The sequence below is a fragment of the Bermanella marisrubri genome (genome assembly GCF_012295615.1).
In the GTDB taxonomy this organism is placed as follows: domain Bacteria; phylum Pseudomonadota; class Gammaproteobacteria; order Pseudomonadales; family Oceanobacteraceae; genus Bermanella; species Bermanella marisrubri.
Map to the genome: position 1 here is coordinate 3474112 of NZ_CP051183.1, position 20597 is coordinate 3494708.

General features: G+C 43.7%; 17 protein-coding genes. 3 read left to right on the forward strand and 14 right to left on the reverse strand.

What is annotated here, in order from left to right:
• Nucleotides 1-6 precede the first annotated feature (6 nt).
• The 7 genes from HF888_RS16145 to glnK form a co-directional block, all read right to left on the reverse strand.
• Nucleotides 7-870, reverse strand: coding sequence for an urease accessory protein UreD (locus HF888_RS16145; RefSeq protein WP_040297463.1), 864 nt, complete (start codon nucleotides 868-870; stop codon nucleotides 7-9).
• 215 nt (nucleotides 871-1085) lie between these two features.
• Complete coding sequence (urtE, locus tag HF888_RS16150; protein WP_007016664.1) at nucleotides 1086-1784, reverse strand: urea ABC transporter ATP-binding subunit UrtE; 699 nt, start codon at nucleotides 1782-1784, stop codon at nucleotides 1086-1088.
• 69 nt (nucleotides 1785-1853) lie between these two features.
• Complete coding sequence (gene urtD, locus HF888_RS16155; RefSeq protein WP_007016663.1) at nucleotides 1854-2618, reverse strand: urea ABC transporter ATP-binding protein UrtD; 765 nt, start codon at nucleotides 2616-2618, stop codon at nucleotides 1854-1856.
• Nucleotides 2615-3820 (reverse strand): urea ABC transporter permease subunit UrtC, encoded by a 1206-nt coding sequence (gene urtC / locus HF888_RS16160; protein ID WP_007016662.1) that lies wholly within the window; start codon nucleotides 3818-3820, stop codon nucleotides 2615-2617. The genes urtD and urtC overlap by 4 nt, the downstream gene beginning before the upstream one ends.
• Nucleotides 3821-3823: 3 nt before the next feature.
• Nucleotides 3824-5449, reverse strand: a complete 1626-nt coding sequence (urtB, locus tag HF888_RS16165) for an urea ABC transporter permease subunit UrtB (RefSeq protein WP_007016661.1) — start codon at nucleotides 5447-5449, stop codon at nucleotides 3824-3826.
• Between the two features lie 107 nt (nucleotides 5450-5556).
• Nucleotides 5557-6843, reverse strand: a complete 1287-nt coding sequence (urtA, locus tag HF888_RS16170; protein ID WP_007016660.1) for an urea ABC transporter substrate-binding protein — start codon at nucleotides 6841-6843, stop codon at nucleotides 5557-5559.
• Nucleotides 6844-7143: 300 nt separating this feature from the next.
• Nucleotides 7144-7482 (reverse strand): P-II family nitrogen regulator, encoded by a 339-nt coding sequence (gene glnK / locus HF888_RS16175; protein WP_168367080.1) that lies wholly within the window; start codon nucleotides 7480-7482, stop codon nucleotides 7144-7146.
• 277 nt (nucleotides 7483-7759) lie between these two features.
• On the opposite strand from glnK, the gene HF888_RS16180 reads away from it, so the two are divergent.
• Together HF888_RS16180 and HF888_RS16185 are read left to right on the forward strand one after the other, a co-directional pair.
• Entirely contained in the window at nucleotides 7760-7993 is a 234-nt protein-coding gene (locus HF888_RS16180) for an accessory factor UbiK family protein (protein ID WP_168367081.1), read from the forward strand.
• A gap of 109 nt (nucleotides 7994-8102) precedes the next feature.
• On the forward strand, nucleotides 8103-9608 hold the full coding sequence (locus HF888_RS16185; RefSeq protein ID WP_007016835.1) for a YifB family Mg chelatase-like AAA ATPase: 1506 nt from the start codon (nucleotides 8103-8105) through the stop codon (nucleotides 9606-9608).
• Between the two features lie 210 nt (nucleotides 9609-9818).
• Here the strand turns inward: HF888_RS16185 and ald are convergent, their stop codons facing one another.
• A complete protein-coding gene (gene ald / locus HF888_RS16190) occupies nucleotides 9819-10958 on the reverse strand; it encodes an alanine dehydrogenase (protein ID WP_007016834.1) in 1140 nt (379 codons plus the stop codon).
• Between the two features lie 154 nt (nucleotides 10959-11112).
• Here ald and HF888_RS16195 point away from each other — a divergent pair, with 154 nt between their 5' ends.
• Nucleotides 11113-11586 carry an Lrp/AsnC ligand binding domain-containing protein gene (locus tag HF888_RS16195; protein WP_007016833.1) on the forward strand — a complete coding sequence of 158 codons (474 nt, stop codon included), beginning with the start codon at nucleotides 11113-11115 and terminating at the stop codon, nucleotides 11584-11586.
• Nucleotides 11587-11637: 51 nt separating this feature from the next.
• On the opposite strand, the gene HF888_RS16200 is transcribed toward HF888_RS16195, so the two are convergent.
• From HF888_RS16200 to HF888_RS16225, 6 genes are all read right to left on the reverse strand, one after another.
• Entirely contained in the window at nucleotides 11638-12627 is a 990-nt protein-coding gene (locus tag HF888_RS16200; protein ID WP_007016832.1) for a cyanophycinase, read from the reverse strand.
• 42 nt (nucleotides 12628-12669) lie between these two features.
• Nucleotides 12670-13170, reverse strand: a complete 501-nt coding sequence (locus HF888_RS16205) for an Lrp/AsnC family transcriptional regulator (RefSeq protein ID WP_007016831.1) — start codon at nucleotides 13168-13170, stop codon at nucleotides 12670-12672.
• Nucleotides 13171-13179: 9 nt separating this feature from the next.
• Complete coding sequence (locus HF888_RS16210; protein ID WP_007016830.1) at nucleotides 13180-14409, reverse strand: cyanophycinase; 1230 nt, start codon at nucleotides 14407-14409, stop codon at nucleotides 13180-13182.
• Between the two features lie 65 nt (nucleotides 14410-14474).
• Nucleotides 14475-15647 carry a beta-aspartyl-peptidase gene (iadA, locus tag HF888_RS16215; RefSeq protein WP_168367082.1) on the reverse strand — a complete coding sequence of 391 codons (1173 nt, stop codon included), beginning with the start codon at nucleotides 15645-15647 and terminating at the stop codon, nucleotides 14475-14477.
• A 6-nt stretch (nucleotides 15648-15653) separates the two neighbouring features.
• Complete coding sequence (yfcC, locus tag HF888_RS16220; RefSeq protein ID WP_007016828.1) at nucleotides 15654-17174, reverse strand: putative basic amino acid antiporter YfcC; 1521 nt, start codon at nucleotides 17172-17174, stop codon at nucleotides 15654-15656.
• 62 nt (nucleotides 17175-17236) lie between these two features.
• The gene (locus HF888_RS16225) at nucleotides 17237-20254 is read right to left on the reverse strand and encodes a TonB-dependent receptor domain-containing protein (RefSeq protein WP_007016827.1); all 3018 of its coding nucleotides are present in this window, start codon (nucleotides 20252-20254) and stop codon (nucleotides 17237-17239) included.
• Nucleotides 20255-20597 lie beyond the last annotated feature (343 nt).

Below are 20597 nucleotides of genomic sequence, written 5' to 3' on the forward strand. Positions count from 1 at the left end.
TATCTTTTAGGTATTCCAGATCCTAGGTCTACACGCAGGTTTATTTATTACTAATGGCCTAACGTGTTCCCAAACCTGAATTAAAGTTTCTTTTAGCTCTTCTACATCGTTTCCCAGCGCACGGACGATGAAGGCATCTTTCTTTTGCGTAATCGCGATTCGCGTGTAATTCAATTCACTATTTGTTTGATCAACCCATTCACCGTACTGCCAATCCACATTATCCGTGACAATGAAAGAGGCAAAAACATTTTGGTCCTGAAAGCCACTGTGACTTGTACGTATAGAATCTTGAGCTTTAAAACCTAAGCGATCTAAAAACAAGGGGTTACCATCTCGCATAATTCGAATGCTCTGAATTAATTGGCCATCTATAAATGGCAAGTCTCCGGCTTGCCTGCCAAGCGCAGTGATTTCCCAACCAATGAATAGACCATTTCCTTCCAACTCCACATAGGTTTCCAATTCGCCATCGGCACCATTAAAAATAATGTTCTCTTGCGGCAGATATTCCACAATGGCATCGTTGGCCACATGCACTTTGTTAACTTGCCGCTGCTTCATACCCGAAATGTTGTTGTAAAACTTTCCAGCCGATGGCGTTGTCATCAAGCCATGGGCACCAACATGGGCATTTAAGTGAATGGTGAGCGTATCGCCACCTACCAAACCGCCAGGCGGATGTAATAGGTAGTTATGCAAGCAATCTAATCCTTCTGGATGAAAAGGTCGCTGCACGCGCAATGGACCATAATGTTCAGTTACCCCCAAACGGGTTGCATTAGCTTGCTTGATATATTCGCCATAGAAATAGGCTTTCCAACCTTTATCGTTTTCTACAGATGGGCGTTGTTTTAGTAATGCGTGCACGTTTTTGGGACACTCACTGGCTTTTAACTCTAATGTGCAACAGTAGTGCAAAGCTGGGACCAACTCCGCAGAGGCCATGAAGCTTGCGGACTTGACCTATTCGACAGGTTTTATTGGGCTATTTTACGCACCACGAAGGTGCAAATGATCGAGCATGGTGCGCCGATTTAAGTCCAGCAGTAGAATCGCGCACCAAACATAAGCTTACCTAAAGGTTAGATAGCCAATAAACGTTCGACATCTCCTGATGTGTTCAAAGCTTCTCCGTCACCGGCTGATACCACTCGACCACGCTCCAATATGATGTACTCATCGGCAAGGGCTTTAGCAAAATCCAAATACTGCTCCACTAAAACAATGGCCATGTTGCCGCGATCTCGCAGTAGCTCAATAACCTTTTGAATATCCTTGATGATGGAAGGCTGAATCCCTTCTGTTGGTTCATCTAGAATCAGCATCTTGGGTCTAAGCAATAAAGCGCGAGCGATGGCAAGCTGTTGTTGCTGACCACCACTTAAGTCACCGCCACGGCGTCCTAGCATTTGCTTCAATACTGGAAACAGATCATAAATTTCAGGATCAATAAATCGTTGCGATTTAGGTAAACTGCTAAATGCCGTTTTCAAATTCTCTTCAACGGTTAATTGAGAAAAGATGTGTCGGCCTTGCGGCACGTAGGCGATACCCTGTTTCGCTCGGCCATCAGCAGCAACCTTGTTGATTTTGTCGCCCTGCCAAATAATGTCGCCATTTTTTGCAAATTGGTGTCCTGCTAAAGCTTTCATCAAAGTGGTTTTGCCCACACCATTACGACCTAATACACAGGTCACTTTACCAATGTCAGCCTGCATAGAAACGTTATAGAGCGCTTGACTGGCACCGTAAAAAACATCAAGTTCACTTACTTTTAACATAGTCTTGCAGCAAGAGTCCGAGTTCTCAATTGCACTCTTGCTTGCCTCCTTAAAATTCCCAATCGTTCATTAGCGGCCAAGATAGACTTCGATTACTTCTTGATTCGCTTGCACCGTCTCTAACGAACCTTCTGCTAGTACTCGACCTTCATGCAATACTGTCACTTTACAATCGAGGGCTTTTATAAAATCCATATCGTGTTCAACTACAACCAAGCTGTGTTTTTTGGCCAGTCGTTTAAACAGCTCTGCGGTTTTCATAGTTTCTTCGTCTGTCATTCCCGCCGCTGGCTCATCAATTAAAAGCACTTCTGGTTCCTGGCTAATGAGCATTCCAATTTCTAGCCACTGCTTTTGACCGTGACTCAAATTGGCCGCCAATGCGTCTTGCTGATCTTGCAATGCAATAAGTTCGAGAATCTCTTGAATACGTTGATGGTCTTGGTCGCTCAATGCATGAAATAAGGATTGCCAAATAGAACGCTTGCCTTTCAATGCCAGTTCGATATTTTCAAATACCGAAAGGCTCTCGATCACACTGGGTTTTTGAAATTTACGGCCGACGCCAATATTCGCTACTTCTGCCTCATCGTATTTGGTCAAATCCGTATCGTTCTTAAATAATACCTTGCCTGTATCCGGTCGGGTCTTACCTGTGATGATATCCATCATGGTGGTTTTACCCGCGCCATTGGGTCCGATAATAGCGCGCATTTCACCTGGCTTAATGTAAAGAGAAAGATTATTAATCGCCTTAAAGCCATCAAAACTCACACTAACGCCATCCATATACAGCGCATATTCGTTTTCAATATGCTTTGTCATAAGACTCATGATGCGCCTCCTTCATTTGAAACGGTTTCCTTTGAAGTGCGCAACCGCTTAATCAAGTAAGAAATTTTGTTGTCGCCTTCTTTTACCTGCTTAAACCAACCCACAATACCCTTTGGTAAATACAAAGTCGTCATCACAAATAAACCACCTAGTAAGAACAACCAAAGCTCAGCAAAAGCGCCAGTAAAATAAGTTTTTGCATAATTGACCGCAATGGCGCCAAGAGCTGCACCGAATAGTGTTCCGCGACCGCCTACAGCTACCCATATGATGATCTCGATAGAATTAATTGGAGAAAATTCTCCGGGATTAATAATACCAACTTGCGGTACATACAACGCACCAGCAATACCCGCTAGCATCGCAGATACTACAAACACAAAGAGCTTATAGTATTCGACTTTGTAACCTAAAAAGCGGGTACGCATTTCTGCATCGCGAATGCTGACCAATACCCGACCTAATTTACTCTTAGTAATAAACTTACTGATTAGATAACCAAAAATTAAAGCCAGGCCAGATGCAATAAACAAAGCGCTGCGGGTTCCATCACTTTGCAAATCAAAACCTAAAATATCCTTAAAGTCGGTTAAGCCATTATTACCACCGAAGCCCATATCATTTCGGAAAAACGCGAGCATCAAAGCGTAGGTCAACGCTTGAGTAATGATAGAAAGGTATACGCCGGTCACTCGAGAACGAAAGGCTAGCCAACCAAAAACAAAAGCAAGGGTGCCAGGCACCAATAAGACCATGATCATGGCAAACCAGAATTGATCAAAGCCAAACCAGTACCAAGGTAACTCATTCCAATTCAGGAAAACCATAAAGTCTGGTAATTCAGGATTACCATAAACGCCGCGATCTCCAATTTGTCGCATGAGGTACATCCCCATGGCGTAGCCACCCAGTGCGAAAAATGCACCATGACCTAAACTCAAAATACCGCAATAGCCCCAGATTAAATCTACGGCCAACGCTAGCAAGGCGTAGCATAGGTATTTACCAGTAAGCGTTAATGTATAAGTGGATACATGCAAAGCGGAACCAGGCTCAAACACCAAATTACAAAACGGAAAAATTACAATCAGTGCCAAGATGGCCAGCAATAATCGCTGCCCACCTTTATCGTTTACGAGTAATGAAGTAATTGGTCCTAGTTTCAGATTGTTGTTTTCAGTTGAAGTTGTAGATGGATTCATAAGTTAGCCCTCCACCGCTCGACCTTTGAGAGCAAATAAGCCTCGTGGTCTTTTTTGAATAAAGAGAATAATGGCTACTAATACAATGATTTTTGCTAAAACGGCGCCGGCCAATGGTTCAAACATTTTGTTGGCTACGCCCAAAGACATAGCGCCAACCAGCGTGCCCCATAAATTACCAACTCCACCAAAGACCACCACCATAAAGCTATCAATGATATAAGCTTGGCCGAGGTTTGGACCCACATTGGTTAACTGACTCAGAGCAACACCCGCGATACCGGCAATACCAGAACCTAAACCAAATGTCAGTGCATCAACCCAACCGGTTTTAATCCCCATTGAACTAGCCATAGGACGGTCCATGGTCACGGCACGCATCTGTAAGCCGAATAACGTTTTCTTAAGCACAAGAGCAAGACCAGCTAATACCATTAGGCTAAAGATAATGATATACAGACGGTTATAGGTAAGCTCTAGACCTGGGTTTACCATAAATGTACCCGCCAGCCAATCGGGTGTAATGACATCTTGGTTTAGGGGACCAAAAATACTGCGTACGGCTTGCTGCAATACCAGACTGATACCGAATGTTGCTAACAGAGTCTCCAAAGGACGACCGTACAAATGACGGATCACGGTACGCTCTATAATGACACCAACAAGACCGGACACTAAAAACGCAGCCGGAATGGCAACTACCAAAGACATACCAATGTTGTTAGGCATTAACTGCTGAATAACAAACGTGGTGTAGGCTCCCAACATGATCATTTCGCCATGAGCCATATTGATCACACCCATGACGCCAAAAGTAATCGCTAGACCAATGGCGGCCAATAATAAAACTGCACCTAGAGCCAAGCCAAAATAGATATTTTCTGCAATGCTATTCAATTCCATTAATTGATCAATGCTATCGAGGTTTTTAAGCGCCATAGCTTTTTCAGCTTCAGTGTATTGCTTGGGGTTTGCCTCAATTCGATTTAAGAATTGCGTGAGAGCAATACGAGATTCTGGATATAAAGATCGATCCAGTGTTTTTAATGCGGTCAAACGCTGTGCTTGATCACTACTATTTAAAAGAATAATCGCTTGAGCAGTTTGCAACGCATCCAAGACGTTTATATTTTTCTCTGTTTCTAATGCTTTTTGAATAAGTGAGAGGTTTTCTAACTCTCCAGTCTTTAGCATTTCGTTGGCTGCAGAAAGACGAGTATCTGGGTTTTTCGATGTAATTTGTAGTTCAGCAATATGTCCATTTAATACGCGACGTAGATTATTATTGATTTTGATTTTCCGAACATCACGGCGTTTAAATTCACCTAAAGTTTCATTGGTAAACGCATCGGTTGCCTTATAGGTTCTTCCGCTCAGTTTTTCGCTATAAACAATGGCTTTGGAATCGCGCAGGTAATACAACTCACCTTCAAGTAAGTTCTGTAAAATTGGGAGCACGCGTTCATCGTTTAATGACGCGATTTGATTGATCTGGTTTTCTTTTTCTTGATAGCTAGCTTCTGGCAACGTTTTTAATAATGCCTGCACTGAAGTTGCTTCATTTGCTTGGGTTAATTGGGCTAAACAGAGAGCACACCAGAACCCTAAGCAAGCTATGATGTTTTTCATGGGGCCGCCTTAATTCATACTACTTTATTGAGGGATACACATCCGTGTGTACATACGTCCTTACTGGAGGAGATAACCCCGCTTGCGCAGGGCTTGGGAGCATGAAATTATTGAGCGGCTACCTGAGAACCACCGCAAGTCTTAGATTCAGTATTGTAGTTACCGCAGCTGATGGGTGCAGTCCAATCTGAAATAAGGTTCTTACTTTCTGGTAGGTAATCAGTCCAGGCATCACCACGTACTTCGCCATCGGTTTTCCATACGATATCGAACTGACCATCATCTTGGATTTCACCAATTAAAACCGGCTTGGATAAGTGATGGTTAACGTTCATAACAGCTGTACCGCCAGTTAAGTTAGGTACTTCTAGACCATACATTTTGCTGCGCACAGTATCGACGTCGGTAGTACCCGCTTTTTCTACCGCTTTTGCCCACATATTAAAGCCAATGTAAGTCGCTTCCATTGGATCATTGGTTACACGAGACTCATCGCCAGTGAACTCAACCCACTTATCGATGAACTCATAGTTGACATCTGCATCAGCACTCATGAAGTAGTTCCATGCCGCCAAATGACCAACAAGTGGCGCAGTATCAAAACCAGAAAGCTCTTCTTCACCTACAGAGAAAGCTACAACAGGAATATCTTCAGAGCTTACACCTTGGTTCGCTAGCTCTTTATAGAAAGGCACGTTTGCGTCACCGTTTATGGTTGAAACAACCGCAGTTTTCTTCCCTACTGAGCCAAATTTTTTCACATCAGAAACAATAGTTTGCCAATCGCTATGACCAAAAGGCGTGTAATTGATCATGATGTCTTTTGCATCAACCCCTTTGCTTTTCAAATAGCTTTCTAAAATTTTATTGGTTGTGCGCGGATATACGTAGTCAGTACCGGCTAAGACCCAACGCTTAACACCTTGATCCATTAAGTAGTCTACTGCAGGAATAGCTTGTTGGTTTGGCGCAGCACCTGTGTAGAAAACGTTTTTAGAAGATTCCTCGCCTTCATACTGTACAGGGTAAAAAAGCAGTCCATTTAGTTCTTCAACCACAGGTAAAACGGATTTACGAGAAACAGACGTCCAGCAACCAAAAATCACATCAACTTTTTCTTTCTCTAAAAGCTCGCGACCTTTTTCTGCAAACAAGGGCCAGTTCGACGCAGGGTCAACCACAACCGGCTCCAACTTTTTACCCAGTAAACCACCTTTCTTATTTTGTTCTTCGATCATCATTAAGACTGTGTCTTTAAGAGTGGTCTCAGAAATAGCCATAGTGCCGGACAGTGAATGCAATACACCTACCTTGATAGTATCAGCCGCTTGCACCATTGCAGCACTGAGACTGAGCGCCGCTACACCAGCGACCTTACTTAGGGTTTTAATCATTGTGTTTTCCTTTTGTCTTTTCTTCAGCTACCTCCTTTTTGCAACCAGTATGCCAGTATGGATTTTATTTAGTTATGAGGGTTTGCGCGCATCTCGCAACCCACAATTGCACTCTATTGGGTCGTTTTTTTTCGTGAAGGATTATTTACGGGCAAAAAACCACAGTGATATAAATTCTGCACCTTTAACGCACAATAGATAGCTAAGTGTTTAGAAAAAAGTGTTAGGAAAAATAAGATAAGAAATATCAAGAGAAGATTATGGGGCAGAACGCCCCATAATAGAGTAGAAACGTAATGATTAAACGGCGTCTGCGCCCGTCTCACCAGTACGAATTCGAATAATCTGCTCTAAATTGGTGACGAAAATTTTACCATCTCCAATTTTACCTGTGTTCGCTGCTTCGGTAATAGCTTCAATCACCTTATCCAATTGGGCTTCGTCGATGGCGATTTCCAATTTTACTTTAGGTAAGAAGTCCACCACGTACTCTGCACCGCGATACAGTTCAGTATGGCCCTTCTGACGACCAAAACCTTTCACCTCTGTTACAGTAATACCTTGAACGCCAATCTCTGATAAAGCTTCACGAACATCATCAAGTTTAAAGGGCTTAATTACAGCAGTAACCAGTTTCATGCTTGCTCCTTAGACACAAAAAAGCCGGGTTATCCCATAGGACACCCAGCTAGTGTAAATCTAATTGAGCTTATTTGATAGAGAATAGATGAGTCAGCAAGCTTAATGAACACAAACTACAGAACAATGACCTGCAGGTTATCCGTGACGCCTGCCCACATAAATAGCTACAGTTCTGCCATTTTACTCGTACAAAAATTGTTCTCCCTCAAAAACTGACGGTCTTTGCCCAATGCGATTTATGGTAAGCTTGTGGTAAATATATAGGGGGCGCCTCATGAACAAAGCCATCATCGATAAATTAAGTCAGCAGATTAGCCAGCTCATACCCAATGAGAGCAGTGAGCAACTCAAGAACAATATTCAGCAGCTATTGGCACGTCAGCTAAACAAGTTGGATGTGGTCAGCCGCGACGAATTTGACGCACAGCAAGCGGTATTGCTGCGCACACGCGAAAAGCTCGACGCCCTTGAAAAGCAAGTTGCGGAAATGGAAGAAAAACTAAAATAAAGCTCATATTGCAATTCAATTGATTGAGCTTCATACCATTGGCTCATGATGCTTTGGGCTGATATTCGTACACTAGCAGTCACATACTCCATGGATGGCTGCTACCCTTATGTCTCTCGCTGTTGTACATGCCCGCGCAAAAGTCGGAATCGACGCTCCACTGGTCCAAGTAGAAACACACTTAAGCAATGGCTTGCCCAGTTTTTCTATCGTCGGCTTACCTGAAACCGCAGTAAAGGAAAGTAAAGACCGTGTGCGCAGTGCTATTTTAAATGCGGGCTTTGAATTTCCTGCCATGCGTATCACCGTCAATCTTGCCCCAGCAGATTTACCCAAGGAAGGAGGGCGCTTCGATCTCGCCATTGCCCTTGGTATTTTAACCGCCAGTGAACAATTGTCCGAAGGTTGCTTAGCGGATTACGAATGCATTGGTGAGCTAGCACTGACGGCAGCCATACGCCCTGTGCAAGGCATTATTCCAGCAGCACTTGCAGCAAGAAAAGCCGGTAAAAAGCTTATCCTGCCACAAGCCAATGCAGAAGAGGCCAGCCTGTGTCCTGGTGAACTACTGGTCAGTGAGCACTTATTAGAAGTATGCGAAATGCTGCAAGGGAACAGAAAGCTGGCACGAGTGGAACATCGACCCTTGGTTAACGAGCCCTACCATGGACCAGACTTAAAACAGGTGAAAGGCCAACAGCAGGCCAAACACGCTTTGGAGATTGCTGCAGCAGGAGGTCACAACCTATTGATGAGCGGCCCACCTGGAACGGGTAAGAGTATGCTTGCACAGTGTTTACCCGGTATTTTGCCACCGCTTACTCTGGAAGAAGCACTCGAAGTCGCATCACTTTATAGCATTAGCCGTCAACCCACACGGCCTTACTTTTCTACACGACCGTTTAGACAGCCACACCATACATGTTCTGGTGTGGCGCTCGTCGGTGGTGGCACACATCCCAAACCTGGGGAAATCTCTTTGGCCCATAAAGGCATTTTGTTTTTAGACGAGGTGCCTGAGTATTCACGCAAAGTATTAGATGTCATGCGTGAACCCTTAGAAACGGGTCATGTGAGTATCAGTCGTGCGGCCGCACAAATTACTTACCCAGCAGAATTCCAACTCATTGCTGCCATGAACCCATGTCCGTGTGGCTATTTAAATATCCCCAATAAGCGCTGTGGAGATTGCAGCGAAGCCAAAGCGCAACGTTATCAAAGTGCCGTATCTGGCCCATTATTAGATCGCATTGATTTACAGCTAGAAGTGCCTGCTTTACCGAAAGGATTATTATCAAGTGATAATTCGGAAGCGGAAAGTAGTGCTCAGGTGAAAGAAAGAGTGACGACAGCACGATCTATTCAATACCAACGGCAAGGTTGTGTAAACGCCAAGCTTGAACAAAAAGCCATTCAAGAGTTTTGTCCATTGAGTAAAGAGCTTAGTCAGCTTTTAGAAAACGCTATGGAAAAATTAGGTTTAAGCGCTCGGGCCTATCATCGCATCATCAAAGTAGCACGGACCATTGCCGACCTACAACACAGTCCGGCCATTGAAAAACCCCATTTACTAGAAGCATTAAGCTTTCGCCAACTAGAACGTCGATTGAATTAAAAAAGCGACAGCCAGAAAATAAAAAGGCCGCCATTATCGCTAATGGCGGCAAGAACGACCAAAAATCCGCTCCCAGGATTTTTGGAAAGCACTCAAGAGAGTTCGATCTATCAGAACCCTCACGGTCACAATGAGGGTTTATCATAAACACAATGCCGAGAAAGGTCGGTTAGACTTTAGTCGCACCGACCCAAACCTTCTCACAACCTATTACGCAATCTTTTGTACGTTACCACTTAGGCCCAATGCTTTTGCAGGCGTTACGAAATCATAGTTAAACGCTTCTGCAACCGCTTCACAGGTCAATTGACCTTTGTGTACGTTTAGGCCTTCTAGCAAGTGAGGGTTCGCTGCCAATGCATCCTTACCTTTGTTAGCAAGCTGTACAACATACGGCAATGTCGCATTGGTTAGTGCGAAAGTTGAAGTACGTGCAACGGCGCCTGGCATATTCGCGACACAGTAATGAATCACACCATCGATTTCATAAGTTGGCTCTTGGTGTGTAGTTGGCTTGCTGGTTTCGAAGCAACCGCCTTGGTCGATTGCTACGTCAACTAAGACAGAGCCTGGCTTCATGGTACTTAACATATCTTTGCTGATGAGCTTCGGTGCGGCTGCACCCGGAATTAATACGGCGCCGATGACCATATCAGCGATTTTGATTTGTTCACGAATGGCTTCTTCGGTACTGAACAGCGTGTTTAACTTGTCGCCAAACATATCATCAATTTCTTTTAGACGAGCAAGAGAACGATCCAAAATCGTTACGTTGGCACCCATACCCAATGCGATGCGTGCTGCATTCAAACCGACAACACCACCACCGATTACACTGACTTGTGCTGGAGACACACCAGGTACACCACCAATTAACACACCGCTACCACCGTTGGCTTTTTTCAAGCACGCCGCACCTTCTTGCGGAGCAAGACGACCAGCTACTTCAGACATTGGCGCTAATAATGGAAGGCCACCATGTGCATCGGTTACGGTCTCGTAAGCGACACAAGTGGCACCGCTCGCCATAAGCAGATCGGTTTGTGGTTTGTCTGCGGCTAGGTGCAAGTATGTGAAAAGCAACTGGCCTTCGCGCAGCATTTTGCATTCGTTTGGTTGCGGCTCTTTTACTTTAACGATCATATCTGCTTGCTCGAATACCGCCTCAGCCGAATCTAAAATTTTTGCACCGGCAGACTCGTACTGAGCGTTATCAAGACCGATAGCCAGACCGGCATTGGTTTCAACTACTACGTCATGGCCTGCACTTGTCAATTCACGTACACCAGCAGGGGTAAGACCGACACGATACTCGTGGTTTTTAATCTCTTTTGGTACACCAATTAGCATTTTTATTCTCCTCTGATATGCCTTATAAAAGACCTCTTCAATAGTGAATATTCTAGTTTCAGATCGGGAGAATTGTTTTCTTATTTTCCATTGATTTAAGCTTATATTGGTTTAATCTTCTTCTATATATATAAATTGGCGAAGATCATTCTGAATGGCGCAAACCATCGAATTAAGCAAAACCGACAAGAAAATTCTGCAAGAGTTACAGCTTGATGGACGAATTAGTTTTGCCGAATTAGCGCGTCGGGTTGGACTATCCAATACACCTTGTTTTGAACGAGTAAAACGCTTAGAAAGAGAAGGGGTTATAGAAGGCTATACAGCTTTAATTGATCCTGAAAAAGTAGGGGATAAGCTACTGGTTTTTGTGAAAATACGTTTGAGCCGAACTAGCCAAGATGTATTTGAAGAATTTAAACAAAAAGCCATCGCACTAGCAGAAGTGCAAGAATGCTATTTAGTGTCTGGAAATTTCGATTATTTAATTAAAGCCCGCGTTGCAGATATGGGTGCCTATCGGACTTTTTTAGGTAAAACACTTTTAACGCTTCCGGGTGTGCAAGAAAGTACCAGCTATGTAGTGATGGAAGAATTAAAAGAGACCCTTAATCTAGCCATTCTATGAGTATTATTTTTATTTTCAAAAATTAACTCATCACGTACTACGCGCTATTTATTAATAGACTAACTCGCCACGCTCAATTTTCCAGGACTGTGACTGTCCTCCTGTAAATCCCTGCCATGTCATAAGGCTGATTTCACCATAGCCATTGGGATTAGCCTCAATTACATACACTTGCATTTTAAAATCAGAAATTGGTTGCTTGGCTTTAAGTGTTTTTGGACGATCATTCGCCTGAACAAAATAAGCTTTTTGTCCGTAAACTTTGCCCACCCCGAATTCGTCAGTGACGATATATGAAGCCTCATTTAAACCGATAGCACGCATTTTTTCTTTCGGGTTTTCAGCTTGGGCTCTAGCAAGAAATCCTGCCAACCTGCTATGGCGAGTTTCACCTTCTATGACTCGATCTACATGAGTTTCATTGAACGTATTTTCCAAAAGTGGATGCTGAATTAAATCATCATGAAACAGATCTTGTGATTCTTTATGATAGGGATCATTCAGCAACTCGCTTCCGATGACGGCTTTTTTATATCTAGGAGCGTAATAACTACTACCTAAAATAGCCATACCAGCACTGGTTCCGCCAATCGCTTTACTTTGAACATGTTCGTTTAAACTCTGGGACAGTTTCGTCCCTTTCCAAAAGTCCTCATATCGATTTTGATCACCGCCTGCAATCCAAATCACTTCAGCTTCTTTTATCAGTTGATTCACGGCCGGGTGATTAGCGTCTTCAATACTATCAATGGATATTTCTGCAGCACTTTTTACAAACTCCGGAAACGTTCGACAAGCCCATTTCGCTTGAGAGCCTACACCATTTGAGCGAATAACAAGAAAATCGCCTCCGCCAGAAAGGGTCAGCCATTCCCGCGTGGCTTCTTTCTCACCGGGCTTGTTACCACCAGAACCGCCACTTAACATTAATGCCGCAGAGGTATTTTTCGCTGGAGTTGTGAAATCACCACACACTCGATCAAATTCGAAGGAATGTGAAAGGGGGGTGATGAAAATGAAAAATAACGCTACTAATCGCATACTATTTTTACCTACTACTCCAAGCAAGATCTACCATCTCGCTTAAGAAAACTGGCGTTGATTTAAGATTTCTTGAATCGGATAGCCACGGAACTGTTTGCTCTGATTCAAAATAACATGAGTGCTTATATTGGTAACCTGAGGACACTGCTGAATTAACTCGTTAGTCAGCAACATATAACGGCTCATATGAGAACATGCGAAACGTACAATAAAATCACAACCACCACTGACGGTATAAGCTTCTAACGCCTCGGGCATATCTTCTACCGCTTTTTCTAAAGCTTTAAATGCTTCCGGTGCATGATCCTTTAAAGCAATGGTCGCGATACACTGAACCGGTGCGCATAGACGTTCCACATCTACGATACCCAAAAAGTTTTTGATCCAACCGTCATCCATCAAACGCTGAAGACGTTGGTGGCAAGCACTGGTAGAAAGATTCACCTTGTCTGCCAATTCTTTGTTGGTCATACGACCATTGCTTTGCAGGGTTTGTAATATGCGTAGATCTAAACGATCAAGCTCTAATCCTGTAGTCATGGTTATTACCTATTGATTTATGGAAATTGAAACCGGCTCAATATCCATTCGAACATTAATAATAGAGTATTGATCTTGCGTGCCATTGGTACGCCAATACCCCTCACTTTGTTTGCTTTGAGAAAAACGATAGAGAATCCCTTTTCCTGATTCGTTAAAGCTATACCGCCTAATTTCGCTATTCGCTTTATTATCCAATAATTCGTATCCAAGGAGATGAGCCAAACGGTGGTTGGCTACAGCCATACCCGCACCTTGTTTAGCTGCCTCGGAGAAATATTCGCTCCCTATGGTCAAGTTTTTTACATTGAGTAGAGCTTGTTTTCGAATGTCATATTCATCACCCGAGGACAACAAGGATACATAGATATTCTGCGCATCAAATGGCTCATAATTAACCTGTGCTGACGTAGCATCAACAATAGTGATATTACCTGCGCCTACAGCACTTATGGTTTGCTTCTCAAGGTCTACAACCATAGCCGTATCTTCATCTACGGCATAGCCCATTTTGGTTTCTTGATCTGCTAGGGTTTTAACTAAACGTCCCAAGCGAGCTTTACGATCAAAATGTTGATCGACTATACCGTATTCAAAAAAGCCTAAGCCATGATGTAAATAGAGTTGTCCCTGCTCTTGCGTTTCCATGCCGTAATACTGATCTGACTGGGGCTGGGTAATCGCCGAAAAACTATCACCGGCCGCAATCATTGTCTCGCTCATCATAGCGGCACCAGCGGAAGTTCCACCAATAACCGCTCCATGTTTCAGCAACAATTTTAATTCCTTTAACAGAGGACTTGGCTCATCTTTGCTTGGGCGAATCGAGTCAATAATGCGCATTTGATCTCCACCGGTAAACCAAATAGCAGAAGCATCTTTAATCTGAGCGACTTTTTCTTCATCGAATGCATTGTCTTTCCATTTGCGTTCGTCGAAATCGGTCGTGCTATCGTCCGTCACAGCTAGTGGGAATATTGATATCTGTTTTTCATCCAAGCCGTAACGCACTAGATCTTTAGAAAAAGCGTTTGCACTTTTTAATGGTTTACCAGATGCCACTGGAATAATCACAACCTTGCCATCCTGCTTTGGCATTGCATTGATCAACGCTTCATAAAGAGCTTGGTTATCACTACGGATAGCGCCACCGGCAATGACTAGCTTGCCATTGCTTGATGCTTCGCTCGCACAAGCTTGTAGCGAAAACAAGCTGATAATCAGAACTAAAAAACGCATTGCTTTGCCTCTTACTCTTAACCTTTAACTTAGCCTTAAACTAAATTTAAATATCTACTGTAACTTTAATGAGAAAACGCAGTTTTACCGACGATTTTGTTATTCAGTTTTAGCCATTTACCTCGACTCATAACGGAATTTACTGCCAGGCTATCACGATCTAATAAACACAGGTCGGCATCGAAACCCTTTTTAACTTCCCCTTTTTGTTTAAGACCTAAGACTTTCGCTGGATTGCGAGTAATACAGGCCAAAGACTTATCCAAAGTGATGTCATAGTCTTTCACGGCACGAACCATTTCAAAATGCAACGAGCTGATAGAACCAATATCTAATCCATCCAATCGTCCATTAGCATCGAAGTGTGGCAAATAACCTTGTGCATCGGAACTAAACGTAATCTTATCCGGAGATACACCCATATTTAACAACTTAGCTAATCCTTCACCCGCTGGAATATCACCGGTACGAATTAGGTGGTCATTGGTGCTTGCGGTTAAATCAATAGTGCCACCTTGCTTGGTAAATTCCGCACCAGCCTGCAATAAACTCAAGGTACGATTAATATGAGTCGGATAAAATTGGTTGATACCCACATCATAGTCGCGACAGGTTTCATGCAAAATGTCCAAGTAGGTTTCGCTAGCACCGGTATGAATCATGACAATGCCAGACTTCCCACTTAATAAACCCCCAACTCGAGCGTCCGCAGCGATACGAGCAAGTTCGTGGGTTGTCGGTTGCGAACCTCGCTTGTCCGCAATCGCTATTTCACCAACACCAATCACAGGATCAATAAAAATAATATCGTCGCGAAGACTGCCACTGATGTTCTTAACAGGAATTTCATAACTCCCGGTGTACATAAAGCAGTTTAAGCCATCCGCGTTTAGCGCTTGGGTTTTACCAAATAAGTCTCCAAGTGTACGTGTCGTGGCATCTGTTCCTAATGCACCTACCATTGACGTAACACCTGCATTAACCGCATCGAAGAAATCCAGTTCAGGAGTACGTGTATTAAAGCCACCCTCACCACCGCCACCGGTAATATGCACAAGTGAATCTACAAAGCCTGGTGTTAATATTTTTCCGTTGGCGTCAACTACATCAATCAACTCACCCATAGCGAAATCTATCTCACTATCGATATAAGCGATGCGTCCATCCGCTATTAAAACATCGCACTTACCCAAGTAATGCGGTGCATAAACTTCACTGTTTTTGATTAGTGTAAACATGTTCACCTAGTTAAAATTCAATACCACAGCTAATACCATGGTCAAAAAAGACAATATAAAAACAACTAACATTGGCTTGGCGATGAATCGAATCCAAGTGCCCCAGTCAACTTTCGCTGCCCCCAAACATCCCATTAGTGCAGCGGACGTTGGCACCAAAATATTGGTTAGGCCATCACCTAATTGAAATGCCAGTACAGCGACTTGTCGGCTAACACCTAAAAGATCAGATAGCGGTGCCATAATTGGCATTGTCAACGCTGCCTGGCCACTACCAGACGTCACAAAGAAATTAAAAATACTTTGGAATAAAAACATACAACTGGCGGCCAAGGTTTCGGGCAAACCCGCTAACGCTTGCGATGCACTATTCAAAATGGTGTTAAGTACGCTTGGTGTTTCAGCGCCGTCGCCACCCAAAACAAGTACGATACCTTTTGCAAACGCCACGACTAACGCAGCGGGTAATAGTTGTCCTGCACCATGGCGAAACGCTTCAATAGCACTGTTGGCGGTCATGCCATCTAAGCGAAAAATAATGCCAACGATAGCCGCCGCCAAACCCATGGTGAAAAATTGGCTAGCAATTTCTGGTAAGTAATAACCCTGTGTTGTTACACCCCAGATCATCCAACCAATGCCTGCGGTCAATACCAATAAAATGAACCAATCACCTAAACCTAAGTGCTTTGCTTCTTCACCAAGATTCACTTTCTCCGGCCGGTTTGATTGATCCTGTGCAAAGGTCAATGACCGTTCGGGGTTACGCTTGATACGCAGGGCATAAATGGTTGCAAAGGTGGCACCAAGCAAAGTAAACACAACCCACAATGCCATTCTAAAACCTGAACCCGAAAGTAAAGGCAGGCCCGCAATACCTTGCGCCACACTGACTGAAAACGGGTTCATCCAAGAACATGCAAACCCGATTTGTGTCGCAACATAGCTCACCACAAGCGCAGTAATACTGTCATAACCCATGGCCAAAAAGACGGGGACAATGATTAATACAAAAGGAATGACTTCCTCTCCCATGCCAAACACAGCACCACCTAGAGAGAAAGCAAAAAAGAGTACTGGCACCGCTAAAATTTCCAGCTTTTGACTTTTTGCAATTAAACGCATTAAGCCGCGGTGAATGGCGCCGGTTGACATAATAATGCCAAAGGCACCACCGGTAATCAGAATAAAGGCAAACACACCAATAGACGCGCCCCATTTACTCCCGGATACCATGCCTTCAAACGGTAAATTGAGAAAACCCATTTCACCACCTGCCGCAAATAACGGTAGTCCGGCTTCTTTTTCGTCTGCATAAGAAAAAGAATCGGGATCGATGACTTGTCGTACTTTACCGTCGCTTGAAACCTGCTCAACAGTTTCGAACGAACCTGGCGTAACGATATAAGTCAACGCAAACGCAAATAGAGCGACGAAAAATAGAATTAAGTAGGTATCCGGCATCTTTGAAGCAGGCGTAACCTGTTTCGATTCTTCTACCGAATCCTGTTCTTGAATACTGGACATGTTTGCCTCTAACTACTGTGCAATGGATACCGCCTCATCAGAGGCGGGAATGAACATGGCGTTTAAAATTCGTGTGTATAACGAACGCTAAATGTACGTCCATATGCATCATGATTGAAGAAATCTACACCATCATAGTTGCTATAAGTACGGGGTGGTTTTGCATCCATCAAGTTGCTTACGTTCACAGACACGTAGCCAGCGCGACTAACTTCGTAGCCAAAGCTTGCATCCCAAGTCCACCACTCAGAAACATCATCGAGATTGGCAACATCAAGACCAATATCAGCTAGCTCACCTTCTGTTGGGCCACCGAAGCGATCATCTAGTCCATCCTCTTCGTAGCCAGAAACATAATTTGCGAATAAGCCGACACGGTAAGCATTATAGGTCCAACGAGCTCCCAGGTTCGCTTTCAACTCTGGATAACTAAACTCACCAGCCAGTTGATCCACTGGACATGTTTCACATACTTTCTCTTCGAATTCGATCAAATAGGAAGCATCAGCCATTAACTTAAAGCTACCGTACATGGTATCGAAGTATTGTGTAACGCTAAGGTCTACACCTTCAACATTCTGGAAACCCGTATTGAAAAGCTGGAAGTGTGTATCAATAATTTGACCCGTTGTTTCATCAATAAGTACACCAGGCGTACCTGATTCTAAATCTGACAGGCCAGAACCTGTTACATAATTACCTTCACGCAGAGCCTGTTCGATGTATGACTGTTCTACATTTGTTGTGAAGCTAGATACAAGGTTATCGTAATCGATGCGCCACCAATCAAGTGAGATTTCAGTGTCATAGGTTGGGTTAAACAACACACCGAAACCCATGGTTTCAGCTGTCTCAGGTTCTAACTCCGAAGAACCTAGCTCCTCTGTAAACATAGAATCTGTTTCAAAGTCGTCCGCGTCCTCTGCACCAACGCCGTCACAAAGATTCGCCGCAGTAAATCCTGCTTCTGGATGCTGCAAATCTGCTGGTAGGTTTTCACAACTAAACTTATGAGAGGTTAAACGGGTACCCTGACCTGCTTGTGCAAGAGAAGGGGCACGGAAAGAGGTTGACCAATTACCACGGAAGGTTAGCTCGTCAATTGGCTGATAGCGAAGACGAACCATTGGGTTAAAGTCATCGCCGAAGTCACTGTAATTGTCATAACGACCAGCGAACGTCAGCTCCATACCTTGAATAACCGGCGCAACCAACTCGAAATAAGCAGATTGTGAGTCGCGTTCATAGTCCGCGCTTGTACCAGCAAAATTCCAAACGGGGTCGTTGGTTTTTTCGTTAGCTATGGTAATGCCAGCTGGAGTATCTTTAACAGATTCGTTACGAACCTCGATACCAAATGCAGCTGCCACTGGACCAGCAGGTAGAACAAATAAGTCAGCAGTTGAAATAGTTGCATCCCACGCTGTGATTTCTGATTCACCAGAGCGTTTGGCAGGGGTTTTGAAGAAGTCATTGTTCGGATCAGTTTGGCCATTGAAAGGATTATACCAAACGGTTTCGCCATGACCTGAATTTTCACAAGTAACGGAAGTATCAATATACTGTCCGCCAACCGATAGAGGCGGTTCATCATCGATATTTATTGTATCGCCATCACCGATATCTACGATTCTACCGTCGCTACCCTCAAGAATTGTTCCGTCAGAACACAATGTACCTAATAAGCCGTGCTGCAATAATTCTCGAACATAATAGCCTTGAGATGCTTCCTGGGTGTTTTCATTGCGCCCATAAGTAAGCGCGGTTTCCCAATCCCATTTATCGAATGCCCCTTCCAACCCAGATACAAAACGCATCGTATCTGACTCGACTGAATATTCTCGGGCATCTGGAAAACGTCCATTAATGCGCATAAAACCATCAGAGAAACTATCTAGTTCAGCGATTGCCGCATCAATACCGCCGGGACTATCAAGACCCGAAATTAGTCCATCGGTGAATCCTGCACTGTTATCCGCATCTAGCGATGATTTATTTGCTTCGAGAATTGATGCTATTAGATCTGGATCTTCCTGCAGACCCGGGTTATCTATAGCAGTGTGCAATTTCCAAGTCGACGGGGTAGACCGACCTTGAGATTCGTTGGTCGAGAACATAAGTTCATTGAACCACTTCGTGTCACCAAAAAACATGTTGAACTTTAACACTGAGCTTAACGATTCAAACTCATCATCAACATTCAGATAACGGTTTGGATTGTCACGACACTCGGGACCAAACTCTGTATCAAGAACATCGGAGCAGTTTTCATCCGTGCCTTGATTTCCGTAATCACCAACAAACCAAGCATCAACAAAAGGAGAACGTGATGACCCCCATGGATCTGCTTCAATCAAATAGTTGCGATCGTTATACGAGAATGCATTCTTCTTGTAATAATCAACCATAAAGGTTGTATTGGTGTTTTCTGTGTTCTTACCCCATAAGAAATTAACGTTGTAGTTCGCTTCATCGCTCGAGGCCGTAGTATCAGAATACTTGACTGAGATTTCTGAACCTTCGTAATCATCCCTTAGGATGTAATTAACCACACCAGCAACAGCATCGGCTCCGTATGTAGCTGAAGCACCACCTGGTAAAATTTCAACACGTTCAATCGCCGCCAAAGGAATAGCGTTAGCATCAACAAATGATTCACTACCACTGGCAAAAGAACTTACAGTGGCTCGACGACCATTTATTAATGTAAGCGTGGACGATGTACCTAATCCACGCAATGAAACTGCTGATGAACCAACGGGTGTCGAGCCCGAATCTGTGCCCGCATTAGTCGTGCTGAAAGTACCTGAGCCACCGCCTGTCACTGAAAGGCTCTGCAACAACTCAACTAATGAACTTGCCCCAGATTCTTCAATATCTTTTCTATCCAGTTGAATCGCTTGTACAGAACCTTGTAAATCCAAACCTTTGATGTGGGAACCTGTAGCGACTACTTCTTCTAATACAACAGAATCATCTGACTCTGTTTCTTCAGCATAACCCGAGAAGGGTAGTGATACGGCTGCCATACCGAGTGCGACTTTAATCGCTAGACTCAACGGCTTACGTTGTATCTTCATTGCTCTCTCCTGTTTATAAGTGCGTCTTGTTTAACAAGGGCCCATTTCTTTATTTTTTGTTTTGGGTTTGTACTGGCAGGCAAACTGCCAAGAGTTGGACGCAACTGGAGTGCACTCGATATCATTCGTATCAAACAGGCACGACCTCAGGCAAAAAGAATCACTCACAAATATTTTTGCGGTAAATCCATTTATCCTGAGTTTAGTTTAATACGCTTGTAATGCGTTGATGGTGAGATCTGTTTTGGGATAGCAGACAACGACCACCCTTCCAGTTACGCGAAACTGGTAGGGTGTTTTATTCGTCGAACCACTCACTCAACTGATAGTTGGTAGAGCAGTC

Excerpts from the sequence above, each read along its gene's own strand:
- yfcC (WP_007016828.1), bottom strand. The coding sequence starts at position 17,174 with ATGTCCAGTATTCAAGAACAGGATTCGGTAGAAGAATCGAAACAGGTT.
- urtE (WP_007016664.1), bottom strand. The coding sequence starts at position 1,784 with ATGTTAAAAGTAAGTGAACTTGATGTTTTTTACGGTGCCAGTCAAGCG.
- iadA (WP_168367082.1), bottom strand. The coding sequence starts at position 15,647 with ATGTTTACACTAATCAAAAACAGTGAAGTTTATGCACCGCATTACTTG.
- HF888_RS16195 (WP_007016833.1), top strand. The coding sequence starts at position 11,113 with ATGGCGCAAACCATCGAATTAAGCAAAACCGACAAGAAAATTCTGCAA.
- urtD (WP_007016663.1), bottom strand. The coding sequence starts at position 2,618 with ATGAGTCTTATGACAAAGCATATTGAAAACGAATATGCGCTGTATATG.
- ald (WP_007016834.1), bottom strand. The coding sequence starts at position 10,958 with ATGCTAATTGGTGTACCAAAAGAGATTAAAAACCACGAGTATCGTGTC.
- urtC (WP_007016662.1), bottom strand. The coding sequence starts at position 3,820 with ATGAATCCATCTACAACTTCAACTGAAAACAACAATCTGAAACTAGGA.
- urtB (WP_007016661.1), bottom strand. The coding sequence starts at position 5,449 with ATGAAAAACATCATAGCTTGCTTAGGGTTCTGGTGTGCTCTCTGTTTA.
- HF888_RS16185 (WP_007016835.1), top strand. The coding sequence starts at position 8,103 with ATGTCTCTCGCTGTTGTACATGCCCGCGCAAAAGTCGGAATCGACGCT.
- HF888_RS16200 (WP_007016832.1), bottom strand. The coding sequence starts at position 12,627 with ATGCGATTAGTAGCGTTATTTTTCATTTTCATCACCCCCCTTTCACAT.
- glnK (WP_168367080.1), bottom strand. The coding sequence starts at position 7,482 with ATGAAACTGGTTACTGCTGTAATTAAGCCCTTTAAACTTGATGATGTT.
- HF888_RS16205 (WP_007016831.1), bottom strand. The coding sequence starts at position 13,170 with ATGACTACAGGATTAGAGCTTGATCGTTTAGATCTACGCATATTACAA.
- urtA (WP_007016660.1), bottom strand. The coding sequence starts at position 6,843 with ATGATTAAAACCCTAAGTAAGGTCGCTGGTGTAGCGGCGCTCAGTCTC.
- HF888_RS16180 (WP_168367081.1), top strand. The coding sequence starts at position 7,760 with ATGAACAAAGCCATCATCGATAAATTAAGTCAGCAGATTAGCCAGCTC.
- HF888_RS16225 (WP_007016827.1), bottom strand. The coding sequence starts at position 20,254 with ATGAAGATACAACGTAAGCCGTTGAGTCTAGCGATTAAAGTCGCACTC.
- HF888_RS16210 (WP_007016830.1), bottom strand. The coding sequence starts at position 14,409 with ATGCGTTTTTTAGTTCTGATTATCAGCTTGTTTTCGCTACAAGCTTGT.